7 protein-coding genes are annotated in these 23,659 nt (G+C 48.1%); all 7 read left to right on the top strand.

Features of this window, described 5'->3' with window-relative positions:
• The first annotated feature begins 57 nt into the window (after positions 1-57).
• The 7 genes from edeP (at position 58) to edeJ (ending at position 23,658) form a co-directional block, all read left to right on the top strand.
• Complete coding sequence (gene edeP / locus BBR47_RS16150; RefSeq protein ID WP_041749468.1) at positions 58-4,563, top strand: edeine non-ribosomal peptide synthetase EdeP; 4,506 nt, start codon at positions 58-60, stop codon at positions 4,561-4,563.
• A 79-nt stretch (positions 4,564-4,642) separates the two neighbouring features.
• Positions 4,643-5,890 (top strand): lysine 2,3-aminomutase, encoded by a 1,248-nt coding sequence (locus tag BBR47_RS16145; RefSeq protein WP_041749467.1) that lies wholly within the window; start codon positions 4,643-4,645, stop codon positions 5,888-5,890.
• Positions 5,891-5,914: 24 nt separating this feature from the next.
• Positions 5,915-12,433 carry an edeine non-ribosomal peptide synthetase EdeN gene (gene edeN, locus BBR47_RS16140; protein ID WP_041749466.1) on the top strand — a complete coding sequence of 2,173 codons (6,519 nt, stop codon included), beginning with the start codon at positions 5,915-5,917 and terminating at the stop codon, positions 12,431-12,433.
• Between the two features lie 15 nt (positions 12,434-12,448).
• The gene (locus tag BBR47_RS16135; protein ID WP_015891491.1) at positions 12,449-13,612 is read left to right on the top strand and encodes a pyridoxal phosphate-dependent aminotransferase; all 1,164 of its coding nucleotides are present in this window, start codon (positions 12,449-12,451) and stop codon (positions 13,610-13,612) included.
• Between the two features lie 17 nt (positions 13,613-13,629).
• Entirely contained in the window at positions 13,630-16,920 is a 3,291-nt protein-coding gene (edeL, locus tag BBR47_RS16130) for an edeine non-ribosomal peptide synthetase EdeL (protein ID WP_015891490.1), read from the top strand.
• Between the two features lie 33 nt (positions 16,921-16,953).
• Positions 16,954-20,937 carry an edeine non-ribosomal peptide synthetase EdeK gene (gene edeK, locus BBR47_RS16125; protein WP_015891489.1) on the top strand — a complete coding sequence of 1,328 codons (3,984 nt, stop codon included), beginning with the start codon at positions 16,954-16,956 and terminating at the stop codon, positions 20,935-20,937.
• A gap of 30 nt (positions 20,938-20,967) precedes the next feature.
• Positions 20,968-23,658 carry an edeine non-ribosomal peptide synthetase EdeJ gene (gene edeJ / locus BBR47_RS16120; RefSeq protein ID WP_015891488.1) on the top strand — a complete coding sequence of 897 codons (2,691 nt, stop codon included), beginning with the start codon at positions 20,968-20,970 and terminating at the stop codon, positions 23,656-23,658.
• The last annotated feature ends 1 nt before the right edge of the window (position 23,659 follow it).

The following is a 23,659-nucleotide window of genomic DNA, read 5'->3' as shown; positions in this document are numbered from 1 at the left end:
TTTTTACCATGTCTGAGTTGTGATTACATCTACACAATTCAGAAAGGGGGATATTCTTTGCGCCAGGATAAGAAGCAATGGAAGGTCGGTTATCCTTTAAGTCATCCACAAAAGCGTATCTGGTATACGGAAAAATTACATCCACAGCTTCCTATCCATACGTTAGGGGGGATGGTGCGAGTTCAAGGAAAGGTGAAGCTGGATGTACTGGAAGCGGCCATTCACCTGTTCATTCAAAAGAACGATACCTTGCGACTCAACTATCAGGAGGAAGAGACAGTCCTTCAGTTTGTTGGAGAGTACGAACCGCAGCCATTGCAGGTGTTTGATTTCAGTCAGGAACCGAATGCCCCTGATCGGTGCAGACAAGTCCTGCAAGCTTTGTTTACAAAGCCGTTTTCAATCGGACAAGAGCCTCTGTTCTACTTTTGTCTGATCCAACTGAGTGACGAGGAAGCAGGGTATTTTGTAAAGCTACACCATTTGATTGCTGATGGCTGGTCCATCTCAATCATGACAGAACAAATTGCTCACTATTATGACACGTTGTTGGCAGGCGGTACCGTTCATGTAGGAGATGAACACGCTTATCAAGCTTTTGTCGACAGGGAGCATGCCTATGCTCAGTCTGAGAGATTTGAAAAGGACAAGCGCTACTGGCGGGACAAGTTTCAGAGCTTGCCCGTAATCACGACATTACAAAAGGCAACAGAGACTACCGAAGGCAAGCGCAAAGTCTATGCATTTAACCAGGAAGATTCGACAAGAATACGCCAGTTTGCGGAACAGATGAAATGCTCGCTAAATTCCGTGTTTGTAGCTCTCGTCAGTCTTTACCTTCAGCGTTGTACGAGGCAAGAAGAAATCGTGATTGGTACGCCGCTGTTAAACCGTTCAGGCAAAGTGGAGCGCAAAATATTCGGGATGTTTACCAGCACCATGCCTTTTCGTCTGGCAGTTCCGATGGAAATGGATGCCTTCGATTATGTTAAATATGTCAACAGGGAATTGACTTCTTGTTTTTTTCATCAGAAATATCCGTACGATTTGCTGGCTCAAGAGTTGGAATTGAAGAAACATGGCTATGACAGCCTGTTTCAGATTTGTGTGAATTATTACAGCACGCAGCTGCCCTTCACCCTTGGTGGGTACTCCGTGACGAATGAAGAGTTTTACAACGGTCACCAGTTGTATTCGCTCCAGGTCATTATTAGGGAGTGGGATACAGATGAACAATTGACGCTGGAATTGGATTATAAGATCGCCGAGTACACGGAAGAAGATATTGACCGAATAGCTGATCATCTCGTGCGGCTACTCAATCAGATGATATCGAATCCAGAAGGACCGCTATCCAATCTGAACTTCCTTGCTGACGAAGAGCTGGCGCTACAGCTCAATACATGGAACGATACTGCAGCTTCCTATCCCAGCGAGAAGACGGTTGTCCAGTTGTTTGAAGAGCAAGTAATGCGCTCGCCACAAGGAATTGCATTGGAGTCAGAGGGGCGCACGCTGACATTCCAGGAACTGCAGGATCAAGTGAATCGACTCGCTCAGTCGTTGCGAAACCGAGGAGTTGGTCCTGGCGTAATTGTGGCGTTGCTAGCAGATCATTCGCCAGAGATGATCATCGGACTGTTGGCTGTTCTAAAAGCTGGCGGGGCATACCTTCCGATTGATCCTCAGCTCCCTTCACAGCGTATTGAATACCTGCTGTCTGATTCGAGAGCGGACCTGTTGCTTCGTCACACTTCGCGATCAGAGGATATTTCGTGGTCTAAATCAATTCTGGAGCTCGGTGATTCGTCCTTGTATCGAAATGATGGGGCAATCCTGGAATCGGTCAATCAGCCAGATGATTTGGCCTATGTCATTTATACATCAGGCTCTACTGGAAATCCGAAGGGAGTCATGGTTACTCATCGAGGGCTAGTCAACTATATTTCGTGGGCGAAAGACCGCTATCTCTCTTGTCCTGAAGAAGCGTTTGCTCTGTATTCCTCACTGGCATTTGATTTGACGGTTACGTCCATTTTCTGCCCGCTGGTAAAGGGAAATCGGATGGTTATTTATCCTCACTCCGATTCAGAGTTTGTGTTATCGCGCATCTTTAGTGACGGACGCTCTCATGTTGTAAAGTTGACACCTGCCCATCTGTTTTTGCTGCAAGAGATCGCTCTGCCTTCTACTACGGTAAAGAGAGTGATAGTGGGCGGCGAGGACTTGAAGGTGAGTCTGGCTGAGGCCATTCATGCGAAATGGAACGGACAAATCGAAATTCTCAATGAGTATGGCCCTACTGAGACAGTAGTCGGATGCATGATCTATCAATACGATCCAGTGACCGATGGCGAAGGATCTGTACCGATTGGACATCCGATCAGTAACGTGCAGCTCTATATTTTGGATTCATATGGGAAGCCAATCCCAATCGGATCGACTGGAGAGCTATTCATCTCGGGAGATAGTGTGGCACGGGGGTATCTTAACCGCGAGGAATTGACGCAAGAGCGCTTCCTACCCGATCCGTTTCAGCCAGGGAAAGTGATGTACAAGACAGGCGATCTGGTTCGCTATCGTCCCAATGGAGTCATGGAGTATTTGGGGCGAGCTGACTATCAGGTGAAGATTCATGGATACCGCATTGAGTTGGGTGAAATTGAACAGCAGCTACTTGGTCATGCTTCTGTGCGTGAGGCAGTGGTGATTGATCGCATGGATACGTGGGGGCGTAAGTACCTTTGTGCTTATTTGATCACGGAAACATCTTTCCGGGAAAAAGAGCTCCGCGAAGAACTGGCAAGTCGATTGCCCGCTTACATGATCCCTTCGCAAATCGTGCAGCTTGAACAATTTCCGCTGACCTCAAATGGCAAAGTTGATCGAAAACAGCTTCCCGAACCTGTCATGGAGCGAAAAGGTGCGGAGGATGAAACCAGTCCTCGTGACGAGTTTGACAAGCTATTGGTTGAAGTGTATGAGGACGTGCTCGGTCATTCGCCATTTGGTTTACAGGACCCGTTTTCCCAGCTAGGGGGGGACTCGATCAAAGCGATTCAGGTTTCTTATCGATTGCATCAGCGGGGAATCAAGATTCCGGTTAGAGACATCTTGATTTATGACACGATTGCAGAACTAAAAGCGAGAAGTGACTGGAGTTGGGGAGTGGAACAGATCCCACAAGAGCCGTGTACGGGCGAGTTGCCTTCATCTCCCATTGTTTCTTGGTTTTTGTCACAACAGTTCCGCAATGCTGATCATTGGAACCAGTCGTTGCTCCTCGAAAGCAAGGAAAAAGTAACGCTGGAGGAGTTTGAGGCGAGTCTGTCAGCACTGGTTAGTCATCACGATTGTTTGCGACTCAATTACTCGGCAAAAGAGGGGAAGCTCTTTTACAATGAGCGCCACCTAACCAATCGAGTGTCAGTATCTTACGTCGACCTTTCTTCCGTACCGCAAGAAGAACAGGAGAGAAGAATGCTTGAGGCGATGAGAGATTGTGCTGTTAGCTTCAAGTTGGAAGAATCAATACTGTTTACCGGTTGTCTCTTTGAATTGGGACCGGATCGACCTCAGCGATTGTTTCTGACGGCCCATCATCTTGTTGTGGACGGTGTCTCCTGGAGGATTCTCCTGGAAGATTTGATGAGCGCCTTGGCCAGTCTGAAACGTAATGAGCCGATTAATTTGCCAGATAAAACGCATTCGATGCAAGCGTGGATCAAGGAAGTCTCCGCCTATTACCAGTCGACTCAAGCAAGCAAAGAAAAAGCATATTGGGACATGTTTTCCATCCCGGAAGACCAGCTACCGACTGACTTCGATTTTGGAGAAGACTTGGTAGAATACAGTGCTACATCTACTCGCACACTTTCAGCCGAGATGACGTCGCGACTGTTGACAACGGCCAACCGAATGTTTAATACGGGTCCCCAAGACCTATTGGTTGCAGCACTTACTCGGACACTGAGTGATGTGTTTGATAGGGAGCGTCTCTTGCTGGTAATGGAGTCGCATGGGCGTGAGTCTTCTATTCACACGATGAACGTAACCAGAACAGTAGGATGGTTTACCAGCATGTATCCTGTTTTGTTTGAAACGAATCCATCCAATCGGACCGATCACCTAAAAGGGGTAAAGGAGAAGTTGCGCCAGATTCCGATGGGCGGGCTTGGGTTTGGCTGGCTAAAGCCTGATCTGCTCGCGGCAGTGGACAAATCCCATGTTCGATTCAATTATCTGGGATCCGTGGATAATCAACTGAGTGATGAGCTGGTTCTCATGGGAGGAAACTTGGCGGTTGATGCCGGAGTGGGTAATCATTTGACAGCACTGCTTGACGTGGCTGCTCTCATTCGCCAAGGAGAACTTCAGGTTTCTGTTACGTACAGCTTGCGCAAGTATAGCGAGGAGACCATGGAGAAGTTACTTACGTTGTTTATCAATGAATTGGAGCAGCTCATTGATCATTGCTGCCATCAGGAGGTCCCTGAATTTACGCCATCGGATTTTGAAGAGGTGGAATTGACGCAAAAAGAGCTGGATTTGCTGTTTGGTTAAGAAGCGAATCTCATGCTTGACCAAGTTTTCCGAGAAGCCAAAAATGACGAGTGTTTAATGAATGACAGGAGGGATTACATTGAGTGTCAAGGTACTAATGGGAAAAAAGGGGTTTGAGGAGTTTGCAACAATTGTCGGCTTTACAGAAGCAGAAAAGGAAGAACGCGGTGCATTGCTGGAGCAGTCTTATATGCCATTCAAGGTGACTCGCTATTATGCCGAGTTGATTGCGAGTCAATCAGAGCCTTATCGTACCCAGATGATCAATATCGTGCTTCCTCCACCGGGAGTGAAACCCTATAAAGGCCGTTTTGATCCGTATGGAAACAAGTCGTACCGTCAGGATGAAACAGCATTCCTGCAACACAAGTACAAAAAGACATTATTGCTTCACATCGACGACTTTTGTATTGCCAACTGCCAGTTCTGCTACAAAGTGAACGAAATCCGCCATGAAGATATTGGATACACCAATATTATGGACAAGGCAGAAAGGGCAGTGCAGTATTTGGAAGCCCATCCGTACATTGATAATGTCCTCTTTACTGGTGGAGACCCTGCTTCTTTCCGTAAAACTTCTGACTTAATCAAGCTGATCAGCACGCTATTGAGTGTGAAGAGTATTCGACTCGTTCGCTTTGCAACCAAGGCTTTGGCCTATGACCCTGCTCGTTTTCTTGATGGAGAGCTGCTGGCGTTTTTTGACCAAGTAAGACAGACGCCTGGTAAGCAGGTAAGTGTGATTTCCCAGTTCAACCATCCTGGGGAAATCAGTGACGTTTCGATCCAAGCAACGCAAGCACTGCTATCCGTCGGTGTCCAGATTCGCGGACAGCCTGCTATCATTCGTGGCGTGAACGATTCTGTCGAGACCTTGATCGACTTGCAGCGCAAGTTTTTGGATAATCGAATCATTTCGTATTATTTGACGGTGTTTATGCCAGTTAGGGGAGTCGAGCAGTATGCCATTCCACTGGACGAGGCGTTCCGGAATGTGGCCGAGTCCAAACGCAATCTGGGTGGCTTGGAGAAAAAAGGGGTGCTTCTTACTTCGCACGACTTTGGAAAACTAGAGATTTGTGGCTTTTATCCGACAGCCGAGCGCCCTGAAAAAATTGTTTTGAAATGGCATCAAGCGGTCGGACCAGACTATCTTCCAGAGCGGTTGAAGGAATTAATCCCAACCCGTTCAGAAGACCTGATGATTTTGGACTACAAACAGGGAGAGATGTACTGCCTCGACCATGTTTTCGAACATAATGGCTTGCCGTACGTGAATGCAGATGGGGAGATCGTGGAAAACCTGCCGAGTGAAGCTGTTCGGTAAGGGAGTCAGGAGAGAAAAATTGTGATGAACAAGATCGACAAAAACAATATAGCTGACATTTTGCCGTTAAGTCCAACGCAGGAGGGTATGCTGTTTTACTATCGACTCCAAAAGGATTCCAATCTGTATTTCGAACAGCATCGACTAACCCTTCGTGGCAAGTTTCAGCTGGAGTTGTTTACGCAGGCTGTTTCGATGGCGTTTGAGGCCAATGAAATGCTTCGTACGGTTTTTCGCTGGGAGGGGCTTCAAGCCCCTGTCCAGCTCATTCTCAAGCAAAAGACATTGGAGATTCCTTATTTCGATTGGAGCGAGTTACCGTCCGGAGCGCGTGAAAGAAAACTGTCTGCCTTGCTGTCACAGGACAAGCAAACACCTTTTACGCTTGAGTTGGGCAATACCATTCGCATCCAAGTAGTAAGGATGGAGTTGTATCGTTATGAAGTCATATGGTCATTTCATCACATTCTCATGGATGGATGGAGCTCTGGCATTCTCCTAAGAGAGATATTTACGGCATATGGACAATTGTGCTCGGGGCTGTCCCCTGCAATCAAACAAAAGGCGAAATATAAGGAGTATCTGCGTTTTCTCAAAGAAGCATCGAAAGAACATTCCTTATCGTATTGGAAAGATTCCTTACAAGGAATTAGCTCGCCTACACCGCTTCCCTATATGCGGGATCGTAACGAAGAGCGGAAGTATTCTTCTTATCATCTTCGGCTTAGTCGAACGCTGACGGAGACACTAGAGGAAACATCCAAGCGTTACCGCGTGACAATCAGCACATTGTTGCAAGCCGCATGGGGTATTTTGCTGCAAAAATACAGCGATACGCGGGATGCTCTTTTTGAAGTTGCCTACGCCGGACGTCCTGCCCATCTCACCGGAGTAGAGGAAATCGTCGGCCTCTTCATCAAGACGTATCCGTTCCGGGTCAAACGGACAGAAACGACAACAGTCAAAGATCTGCTGGGTGTCATGATGGAAGAGCAGCACCAGATGGCCCCGCACTTGTACGTGCCAGCAGTTGAGTTGAAAAACTGCTCAGAGATGGACGTACAAACCCCTTTGGCGCATAGTTTGTTCGTTTTCCAAAACTATCCGATCGACAAGACGCTGGCCGGATTGGAACTTGATTTCGAGCTGGAAAATATTACCTCGCATGAAACAACCGACTATCCATTGGTGCTGGAAGTAACACCAGGTGATGAATGGACAGTCCATGTCAACTACCAGGCATGGAAGTTTCAAGCAAAGGAAATCGAACGCCTGGCGCTTCACTATCAGAGCCTTCTCGAGCAGATTGCGGCTGATCCAGATCAAGAAATTCGTGACCTTACCTTGCTCAGTGATTATGAGCGGCACGAGATGATTGAGGAACAGATGAAAGTCGTACCAGTTCCGAGTAACTACTGCGTGCACGAGTTGATTGATCAAGCGGCAGAAAAAACACCGGATGCAGTTGCGCTTGTACAAGGAAAGCGGACAGTGACCTACAAGGAGCTACAAGAGCAAGCCAATCGCCTGTCTTGCGCTCTGCAAAAGGAGGTGACAGATGCAGGTAGACCGATAGTTATCATGTGTGATCGTTCCCCTGAAATGATTACTGCACTGCTAGCTATCCTCAAAGCTGGGTGTTACTATGTCCCACTTGATCCAGACTTGCCAAAAGCGCGAATGGAACAGATCGTAAGCCAGATTCAGCCTAGTCTGATCGTGACAGAGGGCAGCTATCTGGAACTCGTTGCTGACTTGCAAACAAGGGTGTTTCGTCTGGATGAACCAGCTTGCTGGGCACAGGAATTAACGCAAATACCACAGCGAAAAGCGACGCCTTCGAGTACCGCATACGCCATCTTTACTTCTGGTTCAACAGGTACGCCAAAAGGTGTGCGTGTAAAGCATGATCAATTAATCAACGCTCTTTGGTGGCACATTGAATTTGTTGGGTTCGGAGAGCAGACGAGAACGTTGCAGATCGCCACATTGACTTTTGACGCATCGGTTGTCGAGATTTTCTGCACACTCATCAGCGGTGGGACCCTTTGCTTGTTGCAGCGACATGAAAACAAATCCCCGCAAAAGCTTGCGGCTGCCATCGAGAGCCAACAAGCAAACGCGATACTCGTTGTCCCTACGATGTATCACGCTTTGCTTGACCACGCGGCTGATGGATCGCTGGATTCGATTCAAAAAGTGTTGTGTACAGGAGAGATGTTATCTTCTTCGTTAGTGGAACGACATACAGCCCTTTTACCTCAAGCGCAGATGTACAACTTGTATGGTCCGACGGAAAATAGTATCTCGGCATCCGGGTATTGTGTACCGCGACAAGGGCCTTTTGAAAACCCGCTTCCGATTGGACATCCGAGTTACAACGTTCGTGTTTTTCTTCTGGACCAAGATTTTCACCTGTTGCCCAAAGGGGTAATAGGGGAAATGTACGTTGGCGGGATGGGAGTAACGGAAGGTTACATCGCTGACGAGGAAAAAACCAGAGCGTCCTATATCCTGACCCCGTATGGCAGGCTTTATCGTACAGGAGACTTGGCTTGCTGGACGGATGAAGGACATCTGCAATATTTTGGCCGCAAGGATTTCCAAATCAAGATTCGTGGCAACCGCGTTGAATTGGAGGAAATTGAAGCTGTCCTGCGCCGTCAGCCTGGTGTCCGGGAAGCAGCGGTAGTGGCTATTCAGGAGTCAAAGCGCGATCCTTATCTGGTTGCATGCTTGGCCGCGATGCATCCGATTGAGGAACACGTTCTGAGAGAAGCAGTGCTGACTTATCTGCCTGACTACATGCTACCTGCCTTTTTCGTCCATCTTGATGCCTTGCCTCGGACTCAGAGTGGAAAAGTAGACAAGACTGCCTTGCAACGTCTGGATTACACGCAGTATCGCTCGGGAAAGGAAGAGGCCCCGGCAGATGAACTTGAGCAGCAATTGGCACAGATATGGCGAGAACTTTTGGCAGTCGAAAAAGTAAGCGTGCACGATCATTTTTTCTCGCTAGGAGGCCACTCGCTGAAGGCTGCTCAACTAGTGACCAGATTGCAAAAAGAGAGAAAAACGGACATCACAATCAAGGATGTATTCCAGAACCCGACCATTCGACAATTGGCTGATCGCATCAGAGGTAGACAGGCGATATCTTACACGCCGATTGATCGGGTCAGTCAAGCTGAGAGATACAGGGCTTCTTCTTCCCAAAAACGAATTTTCGTGATGCATGGAATAGAAGGGGAAAGCACCAGCTACAACATGTCGGGTGTCATCGCGGTAAACGGTCATTTGGATGTAAGTCGAGTGAAACGTGTATTTAAGGAAATCATCCAAAGGCATGAAGCATTCCGTACTTCGTTTACAGTACAGGATGGGGAAGTGTATCAGTACATCAGCGACCATGTGCCATTTGAGATTCAAACGATGCATAGCGATGGCAGGACATTGGACGAAGTAATGGAGGACTTCCGGCAATCTTTTGATTTGACGAAAGCCCCTCTCCTTCAGGTTTGCCTAGTCGAGGTCACAGCCACTCAGCATTACCTGCTGTTCAACTCTCATCATATTATTTTGGATGGCATTTCACTGAATGTATTAATGGAAGACTTCGCTAGAGTGTACGTGGGTGAAGAGCTGCCTGCACTGCCTATTCAATACAAGGACTACTCCGACTGGCAGTGGCAGAAGCGGGGGAGCGAGCAGTGGAATCAGCAGGAAAAATATTGGGTGGACACCTTTAGCGACCGAGTCCCGCTTATGGCTTTTCCACTGGATTACCCGCGTCCCGCTGTTAAGACATTCCAGGGCGATCACCATACGTTCTTCATTACTGATTCTACGTACGGTGATTTGCACGCGTTTGCCAAGCAGAACGAAGTGACTGTCCATGCTGTTTTGATGTCGGCATATTACGTGTTGTTGATGAAATACACGTCTCAGGAAGATTTCGTTGTCGGTTCACTGGTAGCTGGACGAAACCATCCCGATTTGGAGCGAATTGTCGGTGTCTTTATCAACTTCCTTCCGATTCGCAATCGTCCTCGTGCCGAACTCGTGTATACCGATTTTGTACAAGAGGTTCAGCGCAGTCTGTTCCTGGCTTATGAACATCAGGAGTATCCGTTTGAAGAAATCGTTGCTCGTAGCGCTACAGGCATCCAGCAAACGCAAAATCCATTGTTTGATACGATGCTGATCTTCCATAACCAACGGGAGCAAGAAGTCAGGTTTACATTGGGTGACGTGCAGTTTGAAGAGGTTCCGCATGAATCCAAAACATCGAAGCTTGACTTTAAGCTGGATATTACACCACTCACTGATCAATTCAGATGCGTGCTGGAATACGATACCCAGTTGTTTAAAGCGGAGACTATGGAAGGCTTTGCTGACAACTATTTGCGTGTACTCGCAGCGCTTCTGAAGCATCCGCAGCAGCGATTGGATGATGTTGACATCGTACATCACCAAACCGAAAAAGAGGGCATGATGAACCGCCTTCATCATGTCGGAGTTGCCGTTCCAGAACTGGGTCCGGCTCAAATCATGTATGGCACTCTAGGGTTTGATGCGAGCGATTCCCTGCAAGATCCAGAACAGAACGTGTATCTCTCGATGTGCATGAAACCGGGAAGTGTACCAATCGAGCTGATTGCGCCAGTCGATGAAACCTCACCTTGCGTTCGTTTGTTGGAAGAGAAGGGGACGGGACCATACCATCTATGTTATTCTATTTCCAATATTAATCATTTTTTGAAAAGGTTAGTCGATTTTGGATTCAAATACGATTTGGTCAGCGCTCCTAAGCCAGCGGTGCTTTTCAATCATAGACTCGTTGCCTTTCTCTTTCTGGAATCGGTAGGCTTGATTGAACTTGTAGAGAGCGAGGATATGAAGCTTGACGAATGGCAAAGCAGCGATCAGCGGTCTGTTGTCCGTTTGCTTACGCCAGATGCTGATCAGGCACTGTCGTTCTTTATGTTCCTAGGCTACCGTGTTCACGAGAAATATCTGGATCGGCAATCGCAAGCGAGTATCATCACACTGGGCAAAGCGAGTGAGAGCAGTATCCAATTAGTCGAGCCTCTTATGGAACACTTGCAAGAACAACGGGCGCTCATGAAAAATGGTTGTGGTGTTTACCAAATAGAGGACAGGGTAGCGAATCTGACTGAACGGATCGATACACTGATTGCGTGTGATATCCCCGTTTCTTTTGCAGACCGGGTAGGACGTAATCTGCTCCTGACAGATGCCCCCTACCTACTTTTAACCGACGGGAAATCAGCCGCCGAAAGACCTAAGCCGATTCTAGGCGAGTTTCATTCGGAAGCTACGCCCATCTATTCCTTCGTTCAGGAACGTTTGCTGAAGCAGGAACAAGAAGAGGGGATTGTGGCTGTCAGATGTTTTGACATCGAGCTTCGAAGCAGAATCGAACCGTCATATATGAAGCAAGCGTGGCAAGCACTCGTGCGACGTTTTCCACAGCTGTTGCCACAAGGCTTATCCAAACCGATTCCACTTGCGTTTTGGGATTTACAGGAGAAAAGCGAGGCAGAGGCAACGGTATGGTTGCGGGATCGATTGATTGCCGAGCAGAAGAGACCGTTTGAACATCATGCAGGAAGTTTGGCTCGATTTGAACTGGTAAAGCTGGCTGCTGATCACTATCGGTTGATTGGAAGTCTTCACAGCTCCATTAGTGATTGGAGAGGTATCGGACTCCTCCTAGAGGAATGGGAGGCTCTGTATCAGATGATCGCAGAAGGGCATGAACCTTCTACGGAAGAACAGCCTCACTACGAAGAAGCATTCGCTGTTTGGCAGAAAAAAATGCTTTATTACGGACATCTCGAGGCCGAGCGCCACGAGTGGTTGGCAGCAGCAAATCTACATTCTGCTCAACCCTTTGGTACAGGAGGGGTAGCGAAGCGACAAGTCGAGCAGTATATCGACCCGACAAGTCACGCTGATTTACTGCATGTAGCTGCTCAGTCCAATCAGGAGCTGGGAGACATCTTACTTGCTTCCTACCTGCTGTTGCTTCGACAGGTCACCCAATTGTCTAGTTTGACGCTTGGGGTAGTGACGACGAATCGGACACAAGATGTGCTGGAACATTCGTTTGGCAACTTTGACAACATCGTACCGCTCACGATCGATATGCAGACGATCAGTTCGTTTTCACAATTATTGGATCAAACGAAGCAAGTACGTGCCCGGATGCAAGGGCTCGCGTTGTATCCGTCAGAGCACTGGCAAGCGACGACGAACATGGAATGGCCGACACTTTTTGTCAACCAGACGATTCCGTTCAAAGCTCAGCCAACTGTTTGGAAACGTGAAGTCAAACGCTCAGTCGAGCCAGAGATGGCCGGAAGCCCATTAGTTCTCCAAGTAGCAGAAACTTCGGAAGGTATCCATGTCGTTTTTACCTTTGATCCAGCCATGCTTCAGACGGCATATGTTGAATCGCTTTCGGATCGCTATGTGAAAATCCTAAAAATGTTAGCAGAAAAATCCAAAATAAAGTAAAAGGGGTAGGAGAATATGGAAATCAGATCCTCAATTAATTTTCACGACGAGCGCTTTTTGATGTTTGTACTGGACCAGATGGCAAATGAGCTTGAGAGAAACGGTGGAGAAGCGATCCGCATGACTCTCGGAAAGTCAGAAATGCCGCTGCATCCAGAAATTATCAATTCCATGCAACAGGCGTTGAACAGCTTTGAAAAATATTCGCTCGTATATCCAGGTGGTCTGCCTGAGCTGAAAGATAAGCTCGCGACCCACTATCAAACAAAATACGATGTGACAATCAAGCCGGAAAATTTCGTGATCAGTGTCGGTACGAGCACACTCTTCCGAAACCTGTTCTACCTCTTGCTTAAAGAGGGTGATGAAGTGTTGCTGCCACTTCCGTACTACTCGCTTTACCATTTCTGCGCGCTCTTAGTCGGTGCGAAAGTTCGTTACTACAAAATTGATATGGATACATTGAGACTTGATGTGGATTCTTTCAAAGAGAATTTCACAGACAAGACGAAAGTGGTCGTGATCAACACGCCAGGTAACCCGTTGGGAAATATTCTTACAAGAGAGGAATTGTATACGATCGACAGCATCGTAGACGGCCGTGCGGCTATTATCAATGACGAGATTTATGCGAACACTTACTTCGATGACGAGTGCGAATCCGTGATGCAGCTGAAAAATACCAAGTCTACCTTCATCACAACGGATGCGTTTTCCAAAGCGTATCGGATGTATAGCAGACGTGTCGGATACGCGATCGTACCAGATGAGCTGGTGCAACCACTGACGGTCATTCAGCACCACACACTGCTCACAGCTGACCCGGTCGTACAATTCGGGGCAATGGCTGCGCTTGATTACCAGCATGAAGTTGATCATTTAGTCCAACTGTATAAAGGTCGTCGGGACTACACGATAGACGCTTTCCAAAATGTACCCGATGTCCGTGCTCTGCCAGCGAGAGGCAGCTTCTACTTCACGCTTGATTGCGAAGCCTTTATGAAGAGAAAAGGCATTAGCACCTCGCTTGAGTTGGCTACACAAATTTTCGAAGCTACACATGTGGCGACTGTACCGGGTTCTGACTTTGGTATCCCGAACACACTGCGCCTCTCGTACTCTGCCGCGAAGTATAACGAGGGAATTAACCGTTTGCGGGAATTTTTCACCACCACCTAAAAAGGGGAAGAGTCGCAATGAATGGACGTATGCAGCTCGATCTGGATCTGAATGAGTTTAACCTGCTCACTGATGATGAAGCGAACTTGTTAACTCGAGTCAATCAGACAGACAAACCTTATCGCAACAAAGTGACAATCGCTGAACTGTTCGCCCGGCAAGCAGAAAAAACGCCTGATAGAGTCGCTGTGGTAGAGGCGGATCGAGAAAGAACATACGCAGAACTACACGCGGAAGCAAACCAGCTAGCCCGTATCCTAAAAGATGCGGGTGTGGTTCCTTCGCAACTCGTAGGAATTCTCGCAGACAGGAGCTCCCGTATGGTAGCGGGAGTTCTTGCCATCCTGCAAGCGGGTGGGGGATACGTCCCGGTTGATCCGCATTATCCCCGAGCTAGAATTCGGTATCTTTTGCAGGATAGCCGCTGCAAGGTGCTTGTAACAGAATCCATCTATCTGGATGAAATTATCCCGGATCTACCTGACAGCATCGAAACGATCATTTGTATGGACGAGACTTCCTTCCAGCACGAAGGATACAAGGTCTATACAGCGTCCGACATTCGCCGCCAAAAGGATGAGGCGATAGCTCCGGCAGGTTCAGAGGATGATGTTGCGTATGTCATCTACACATCTGGTTCGACCGGTGCACCGAAGGGCGTCATGATTACGCACAAACAGGTCTTGAATACGTTGTTTTGGCTGGAGGAGACTTTTCCGTTAAGCGAAACAGACGTTGTTGCCCAAAAAACCTCGATTTCTTTTACGGATTCGGTGTGGGAATTGTTTTGGCCGCTGATGGTTGGATCAAAGCTGTCTATTTTGAAAGAGGAAGACGGAAAAGATCCGGGAGCGTTGTATGACTGGCTCCGGGAGCAACGCATCACAGTCACGCAGTTCGTTCCAGCGATGATGAATGTGTTTCTGGCGCATGTGCATTCTCGTAAAGAACCAGATCCATTGCCCAATTTGAAGTGGGTATTTAATGGAGGAGAAGCTCTGACCGCTAATCTGGTTCGCGAATGGAATCGACTGTTCCGTGTTGCGCGAATCGCGAATATTTACGGGATGACAGAATCAGCGATATACGCTTCCGTCTTTCTTTGCACAGAACAGCCTGCTGAAGAAACGCTCAGAATCCCTATTGGTGTTCCTATTGCCAATACGCATATGTTCATCCTTGGTCAGACGGGGGAAATTTGTCCCCCTGATGTCAAGGGCGAGATTTGTATCGGAGGAATTGGCATCACCGATGGATATTTGGGCAAGCCTGATTTGACTGAGAAAGCTTTTACGTATCATCCCATTACCGGCGAGCGCCTGTACCGTACTGGAGATGTCGGCTTGCTCAGTGAAACGGGAGTTTTTGAATATCTGGGGCGGATGGACGATCAGGTTCAAGTGCGCGGCTATCGTGTGGAACTAAAAGAAGTTGAACGCGCCGTCCTTCAGCATCCCGCTGTAAATCAAGTAGCTGTTTTGGCTATGGCTGATCAAATGGGGCTAACCGAGCTGGCTTGCTACTATGTTGTGCAAATGGACGGTGTTCAGCCGGATGAGCTTCGCGCGCACCTGCAGGAGTGGCTCCCTGAATATATGATCCCGAGTTACTTTATGGAATTGTCGGAGATGCCGCTTACCCCGCATGGAAAAATCGATCGTAAAGCTTTGCCTGCTGTAAAGCCAAGTGCCAACAGTGAATACGTACCTCCAGCAAATCCTATCGAACAAAAGCTGGCTGAGTTGTGGGCGGATGTCTTACAGCTTCCATCCCCTGGTGTACTTGATCACTTTGTCGGTCAGGGAGGACATTCGCTCAAGGCCATTCAGCTTTTATCCAGGATTGAAAGTGACTTTCAAGTGAAGCTTTCCATGCGTGACCTGTTTGATGCTCCAACGATTCGTGGTTTGGCGAATCGGATCACAGGCAATCTCCAAGAGATGGAGCAAAAACCGATTGTCATGCTTTCTAAACAGGAATATTACCCTGTCACACGTGCCCAAGAGCGGCTTTACCTGTTGTGGCAGTTGGAAGAAGATGCTACCAGCTATCATACACCGGGAGTTATGCGGATCACCGGTTCCCTTGATTCAGGGCGTCTCCAAGAGGTTGCAGAACAACTCGTCGCACGACATGAGGCCCTACGCACCTCGTTTCATCTGATGGAAGGTCAGGTGAAGCAAAAAGTACACAGTGACCTGTCTATAGAGATCGAGACATGGCAAGCAGACGAGGAAGCTGTGGAAAAGACAATCGAAAGCTTTTTCAAGCCATTCGATTTAAAGCAAGCTCCTTTACTTCGTATCGGCTTAATTAAGCTCTCATCAGAAGACCATCTGTTGATTTTCGACATGCATCATATCATTTCAGATGGCATTTCCAAGTCCATCTTGCTTGAGGAATTTTGTTATCTCTACCAAGGACAGGTGTTGCCGGAATTGTCGGTACAGGCCAAGGAGTTCGCTTGGTGGCAATCAGAACAAGCTGCCGAGATCGGTTGGGCCGAGCATGAAGCCTACTGGTTGGAGGCATTTTCCAAGCAGCCGCAACCGCTGGCAATCCCGACCGATTATCCTCGCCCACAAACCATGACATTTGATGGAGACGAGTTGTTGACTGAGCTGTCTAGAGATTGGGTGGAAAAGCTCGACGCGTTTACCCGTCAGAGTTCTACGACGCTCTACATGCTTCTGTTGGCTGTCTATTCTGTTTTGTTATCGAAATACAGCAATCAGGAAGACATCGTCGTCGGCTGCGATATGGATGGTAGACAACGTGCGGAGTTTGCCCCTGTTGTCGGAATGTTTGTTAACACCTTGGCCTTGCGAAACTGGCCGAAGAAAGAATTGACCGTCGAAGAGTATATCGGGCAGGTACGCCAAAACGTGCTTAGCGGTTTTGAGCATGGAGACTATCCATTCGATCAACTCGTAAGTCAGATTCAATTGACTCGGGATCCAGCAAGGAACCCGTTGTTTGACGCCATGCTGACCCTGCATCATGCAGCGGAGCAGCAAAAAGTCAGCCTCGATCAAATCGAGTTTGCACCGTACGAGTTCAGACGCAAAGCTGCCATGCTCGATCTAGCTTTGGAAGTGGTTAAAGCTGAGGATCACCTATGCATGCATTGGCAATATAACACGAACTTGTATCACAGAAGAACAATCGAGAGGATGGCTCAAGACTTTGTCATTCTTCTGGAGCAAATGGTAGCCCACCCGAACCGAACTATCGGACAACTTCAGATCGGTCATGGAGTAGTACAAGTAGCACAGGGACAAGTGGACGACGATGACTTTGCTTTTTAAGAAATACATGACGGACAGAAAAGAGGGATTGGCTTGACAACGATAACGGCACAAAACATCTTGCTGGCCAGTGGGCAGTTTGATCGTGAAAAAGACTATTGGATGGAGAACCTCTCTCGAGAGTTTCATTCACTCGACCTTCCAACAGACTCTCGGGCCTCGTTTCAGCGTCAGTCTGAGCTTCGTGAGCTGACCATCGTGTTTCCGGACGAGCTGAGCAAGGCGCTGATTCATTTGAGCAATGGCTCGGATCAACGTTTGTTCATGGCTTTGCTGAGTGGATTTGGCATCCTGTTGTCCAAATACACGGGACATCAGGACATATGCGTTGGAACGGCTATCTTTCGTCAAACAGAGCCGGGTGAGTTCTTGAATAAAGTGCTGCCTTTGCGTCATCAGGTACTCCCGGAATGGAGCATTAAGGAGCTACTGCAAGAAGTTCGGCAGACCTTAAAAACCGCTGTGGAACATCAGAACTACCCAATCTTGCGGTTGATCGAGGAACTGCAAGTACCACAGCAGGGGAACAGCACACCGTTCTTTGAGGCGACTTGCTTGTTGGACGTTCTTCATGATCAGGACAGCCTGGAACAGGTCTCGAGTGAGTTGCAGCTCCTCTTTTCTAAAAAGGGGAACTCGCTCGAATTACTTGTGCGTTATGTCGGGCAAAGATACCAACTCCCCATGATGGAACGGATGATAGAGCATTTGGTCCGAATCTATCAGGTTATCGTAACCCAATCAGATCAGAAAATCGCGGAGATAGCGTTCTTATCTGAGGCAGAGGTACGGGAGCTAGTTCTTTCATTTAACGACAACCGGATTGATTTTCCACGCGATCAGAGCTTTGATCGCCTCTTTGAGGAGCAGGTAAAAAAGACGCCTCATCGCAAAGCGGTGACGGACGGAAAATCAACGTTAACCTATCAGGAATTAAACGAGCGATCCAACCGACTTGCGCGCCATTTTATCCAGCAAGGATTACGAACTGGCACGAAAATCGGTATCTATATGAAGCGTAACGTGGATACGCTTGTTGCGATTCTTGCCGTGTTCAAGGCAGGAGGAGCCTACGTACCGATTGATCCAGACTATCCGCAGCATCGGATCCTGTATATCGTGCAGAAGAGCGAGATTGCAGGGTTAATCACTCAGCCTGACTTGCTAGATGGGTTGGAGCCGATTCGAGCATCCTCACCTGAACTGAAGTATTTCTATGTTTTTGGTCAATCTGATCAATTAATAGAGTCACTTTCGGGAGAGGACATCGATCGGGAGAGTGCAGGAACAGACTTGGCATATATCATCTTCACATCGGGTACGACTGGACAACCGAAAGGCGTAATGGTGCACCATCGCGGAATGATAAACCACATTTTTGCTAAAATCAACGATCTATCGCTCTGCGAGGATGATCTTGTCACACAAACAGCTTCTCTTTGCTTCGACATATCTGTTTGGCAATATCTGGCTGTTCTGCTGGTGGGTGGCTCTGTACTGGTGATCGATACAGAGACGGTAATGGATACGCAGGCTCTTCATAACGTACTCCGTTCCAACCACGTCACCGTCGCGGAGGTGGTACCGTCTCTGCTCTCCGTACTGCTTGATCTCGTTCAAGAATGGCCCGACTCCGAACGTAGCTTGCCTGATCTGCGGTGGATGGCAGTCACAGGAGAGGAGTTGCCCGCTCCTCTGGTACGACGCTGGTTTGCCTGCTATTCGGAAATTCCTTTGGTGAATATGTACGGGCCAACGGAAGCATCTGATGATATTACGCACCACATTATTCGGGAAATGCCCAGTGATCAGCAGATTGTGGTTCCCATCGGCATACCGATCCAGAATACTCATATTTACATACTCGATCAAAATCAGTGTATCTGCCCGCGAGGCGTAAAAGGAGAAATAGGTGTGGCCGGTCCGGGGGTTGGTTACGGCTACTACAAAGATGACGAACGGACACAAAAAGTCTTTGTAGCAAATCCGTATGCCAGTTGGATAGATGACCCAGACTACCAAGTCCTCTACCGAACGGGTGATGTAGGCCGGATCACGGAGGACGGATATATTGAGTACTTCGGGAGAATGGACAATCAAGTCAAGATTCGGGGTTACCGAATCGAATTGAGTGAGATCGAACAGGTGATGCGCAGACATCCAGCGGTTAAGGATGCAGTGGTCTTGGCGCTTTCAGAGGAAACGGGTGCAAAGTACTTATGTGCCTATGTCGTTCCCCAAGAGGAATTTTCCGCACGAGATGTGCGTGATTATCTGTTTACTGTGCTCCCTGAATACATGGTGCCGATGCACTATGTAAAACAAAACGTATTGCCGCTTACCCCTAACGGAAAAGTGGATAGAGGAGCTTTGCCGAAGCCTGGCATACAGGATCGCATAGACACATCTATTTTGGTGTCAGCGACAACCGAGACGGAAAAAGCTCTCACGCACATCTGGGCGCATGTGTTACAGCTCGATCCAAACACAATCAGCACTCGGGACAATTTCTTCGCTCTCGGGGGGCACTCGTTAAAAATCAACGCGGTGGCTGCGCAGGTTGCACAGCAGTTTGGCGTACAGCTTCCACTGCGAACCATGTTTAATCACCCAACGATTCAGGAGCTTGGAAACGTGATTGATGGATCAGACAAGACGATTATGAAAAGACGATTCTCAGTCGAAGCCAGATCGTACTATCCTGTTACGGCTGCCCAGCGAAAGTTCTTTATTCTTCAGCAGTTAAACCCGGCTGACACAAGCCTTCACATTACGGCTGCTCGCTTCATCGAGGGCGAGTTGAGCCGGGAAAAGGTAGAACATGCGTTTCAAGGATTACTTGACCGCCATGAATCTCTTCGTACCTCGTTTGATTATAGAGATGGGCAAGTCGTTCAAATTGTACATGATTCGTTAGTCTTCCGTTTGGAAGTGAGCGAAGCAAGTGAAGAGCAGTTGGAGGCCAGTCTGGCAACGTTTGTACGGCCATTCGACTTGCGTCAAGCACCTTTGCTGCGCGTGGGGCTAATCAGGATTGCACCAGAAAAGCATCTATTGTTGTTCGATATGCATCATATCATTTCAGACGGTGTATCCATGGATATTCTCGTAGAGGACTTTGTTCGTCTCTATGCAGGCGTGACACTTCCTGCGTTGGAAGTTCAGCAAAAAGAGTTTGCTGTTTGGCAGGAATCTGCACTTGAGTCAGGGGAGCTTCAAGCTGACTATTGGGCAGACTTGTTCACCAGCCCCGCTCCACTTCTATCGATTCCGACTGATTACGAAAGACCAGAATCTCTTACGTATCCTGGTGCAACGATTGAGTTCGAGGTATCGGCAGAGGAGAGGCAGCGGTTGCAGGAGCTGGCAACGCAGGAACATGCGACACTTTACATGGTGTTGTTGTCGGTTTACAACATATTGCTTGCAAAATACAGCGGCCAGGAGGATATCGTTGTCGGCACTCCTGTAGCTGGGCGTAAATTTGCAGAGTTTGATGAAGTCATTGGGATGTTTATCAATACCATTCCCCTCCGCAATTATCCAAAAGGCGAGAAAACCTATCGCGAGTTTCTTGCGGAGGTCCGCGAGCATACGCTAGCCTCTTTTGAACAAGCGGATTACCCGATTGATCTGTTTGTCAAGACTCTTGGTCTTGAGCCAAATACAGGTCGTCAACCCCTTTTTGATACGATTTTCGTCCTGCAAAACATGGACAATCCGGAAGGGGAACTAGAGCTTGAGGACATGATCGTCAAAAACTATCCACTGCAAAACAATACGGCTAAACTTGATCTTCATCTGGCGGCTTATCCCGTTTTCGACAGACTTATATGTAAGCTGGATTACCGCAGTGATCTGTTCCGAAGAGATACGATGGAACAGTTTGTCAGTGACTTCAAAAGCTTGTTGCAGCAGGTGATGGAAGATCCGCAGCGCCTCCTGCAAGACTTTGAATTGACCCGTGAGGTAGCCCTTATTCAAGCACAGGGCGTCGATTGGGATTTTGAATTTTAGAGCAAGCGGTGAGTAAGAGGGGGAGGGCATATGGAGACTACTATTTCGCAAAACATTCTGCTAACCAGTCGGAAATTTAGCCGGGAGGAGCAGTACTGGCAAGAGAAGTTACAGGGGGAGTGGACGCTCTCCCTCCTTCCAACCGAAGGAACGGAGAAGGAAGGCGATGGGGAGGAGGAGACAAAAGAAATATCGTTTGTCTTTCCAGATGATTTGAACGCTGCCGTTGCGGCCCATTGCGATCATCATCCGATGAAGCTCTACCTGTTCCTTCTGTCGACGTTTCAAATCATGCTGAATCGGTATAAGCAGACAGACGACATGATCATTCTCACGCCCGTTTTTCAGAATCCGCTTCCCCCTAACGCTTGGAATCGGGTGCTGCCGCTGCGTGTACGGATGCATCAAGAAGCTACTTTTGCAGAAGTGGCGAAAGAGGGTAAGCAGCTAGTCAAAGAGGCAATGGAGCATCAGAACTATCCGTTTTCGCAAATGATGCAATGGCTTGATCTACCCGACACGGATCGGATGGCACTGCTGGATACAGCCTTCGTACTAGAAAACATGCAAGATATTACTGCTTTAGAAGGCCTGTCCCTACAAATAGTATTCGCATGCAAGCAAACAGAAGCTGGAATTACCGGACGCGTACGGTATAAGGGCGAGCAGTTCAAAGAGGCTGTCATCGAACGAATGATCAGCCATTATCAACAAATTCTTCGTGAAGTCGTCGTCGATCCTAAACGCTTCGTTCACACAATCGAAATGTTGACAGAAGCAGAGCGGACAGATCTGTTGTACACCCGCAACCAGACGGATGTTGCTCATCCTACTCCAAAGCCGATCCATCAACTGATCGAGGAGCAGGCAGCACGGACGCCTCATCTAACAGCTGCTGTGTTTGGCAACAAAACTCTTACCTACGCTCAACTTAATGGCAAAGCCAATTGCCTTGCACGTATGTTGAAGGAAAGTGGCATTGGAAGAGGAAGCTATGTTCCGGTCTTGATGAATCGTAGCTTGAATTTGGTCATTTCCTTGCTAGCTGTGATGAAAACAGGTGCGGCATTTGTCCCGCTAGACGTGCAAAGTCCAAGCGAACGGAAAAAGCAGCTACTGGATGAATTGAATTGTCCCGTGACGCTGATCGGACCAGAAATACGCCAGGAGCCGTCATTCGTGCAATGGACACGTGCTGTAATCGTTGATGCGGATGATATCCGGGAAGAAGGGGACTTGAATGTCCAGGTAGATATGGACGATCCGATCTACGTGATCTATACATCTGGTTCTACTGGTAAACCAAAAGGGGCAGTCGTTCCTCATATCGGTATTTTCAATCGGTTTCGCTGGATGGATGAACACTACGGTTGTACAGAGCAGGACGCCATTTTCCAGACGACTCCCCATCACTACGACAGTTCGGTCTGGCAACTCTTCTGGCCGCTCTTGCATGGTGGCCGTACGGTATTGCCGATTCCTGAATTCGAGATGACGCTCGATCAAGTGTTGCAAGCCATTTCAACCTATCAGATTACAATTACGGACTTTGTGCCGTCGGTGTTCAATCTGCTGGTGGATCAAATGGAAACACGGATGGACATACACGATTCACTTTCTTCGATTCGCCACCTGATCTTGGGGGGAGAGGAAATCACCGCTCACACTGTGCATCTGTTTCTTCAGCGGTTTTCCCACGTTCGTATCACGAATCTGTACGGTCCGACGGAGACGTCTATTGGTGTCATCTACTTTGAGATCGATCATACCCATGAGGGACCGATCCCGATTGGAAAACCGATAGCCAATACGAAAATTTTGCTGCTGGATTCAAATCGCAAACTTGTTCCGGCCGGACATCAAGGGGAGATATATATAACAGGCTTGTGCTTGGGGCACGGTTACTTGCACGATCCCGAGAAAACAGCAGCCAGCTTTGTTGACAACCCTTATCCGGAAATTGGTTATCAAGAGCTTTATCGGACAGGAGACCTTGGGCGTTATCTGCCGAATGGCAATATCAAGTTCTGCGGTCGCATCGATCATCAAGTAAAAGTACGCGGGCACAGAATTGAGCTGGGCGAGATTGATGAGGTGCTATTGTCCCACCCGCTAGTAAAAGAGTGTGCCGTGCTTTTTCAAGAAGAGAAGGCTCGATTGTGCGCGTACTACGTGGCAAATGCCGAGGAATTGACCGCAAGTGACCTGCGCGGTTATCTCAGCGAACGGCTTCCCGATCACATGATCCCATCCTTTTTTGTCAGCATTGAAAAAATGCCTTTGACAGCAGGGGGCAAGATCAATCGCAAGCTATTGCCTGAAGTGGATGAACAACAGGCGTCCGATGCTGAATATGTAGCCCCACGAAACGAGAAGGAAGAACAGCTGGTTACGATCTGGAAAGAAATCTTGGGAATCGAAAAAGTGGGGGTACACGACAGCTTCTTCCAGCTGGGAGGAAATTCCTTGCTGTTGCTTAAAATGCATGCACAAATTGTAAAACTAGTGGATAGCGAGATTAGCGTCGCGCATTTGTTTTCCTACTATACGATTGCCATGTTTGTGGATTTTCTCGAACAAAGAAAACAGGATCAGTTTGCATCGATGGAAGATCAAAGCGATGATGATGAATCCCTTCTGGAATTGCTGAGGGAGGTCAAGGAGGGAGTTCTCTCCGTAGACATGGGTGCCGAGCTGATCGATAAAAGGAAGGGGAATTAAG

Origin of the sequence: Brevibacillus brevis NBRC 100599 (genome assembly GCF_000010165.1) — a bacterium.
GTDB lineage: Bacteria > Bacillota > Bacilli > Brevibacillales > Brevibacillaceae > Brevibacillus > Brevibacillus brevis_D.
Note: the sequence above shows the minus strand (reverse complement) of the source record. Positions and strands in the feature narration are given on the sequence as shown.

Bases quoted from the DNA above. Each gene is read 5' to 3' on its own strand.
- edeN (WP_041749466.1), top strand. From the start codon at position 5,915: ATGAACAAGATCGACAAAAACAATATAGCTGACATTTTGCCGTTAAGT.
- edeJ (WP_015891488.1), top strand. From the start codon at position 20,968: ATGGAGACTACTATTTCGCAAAACATTCTGCTAACCAGTCGGAAATTT.
- BBR47_RS16135 (WP_015891491.1), top strand. From the start codon at position 12,449: ATGGAAATCAGATCCTCAATTAATTTTCACGACGAGCGCTTTTTGATG.
- edeL (WP_015891490.1), top strand. From the start codon at position 13,630: ATGAATGGACGTATGCAGCTCGATCTGGATCTGAATGAGTTTAACCTG.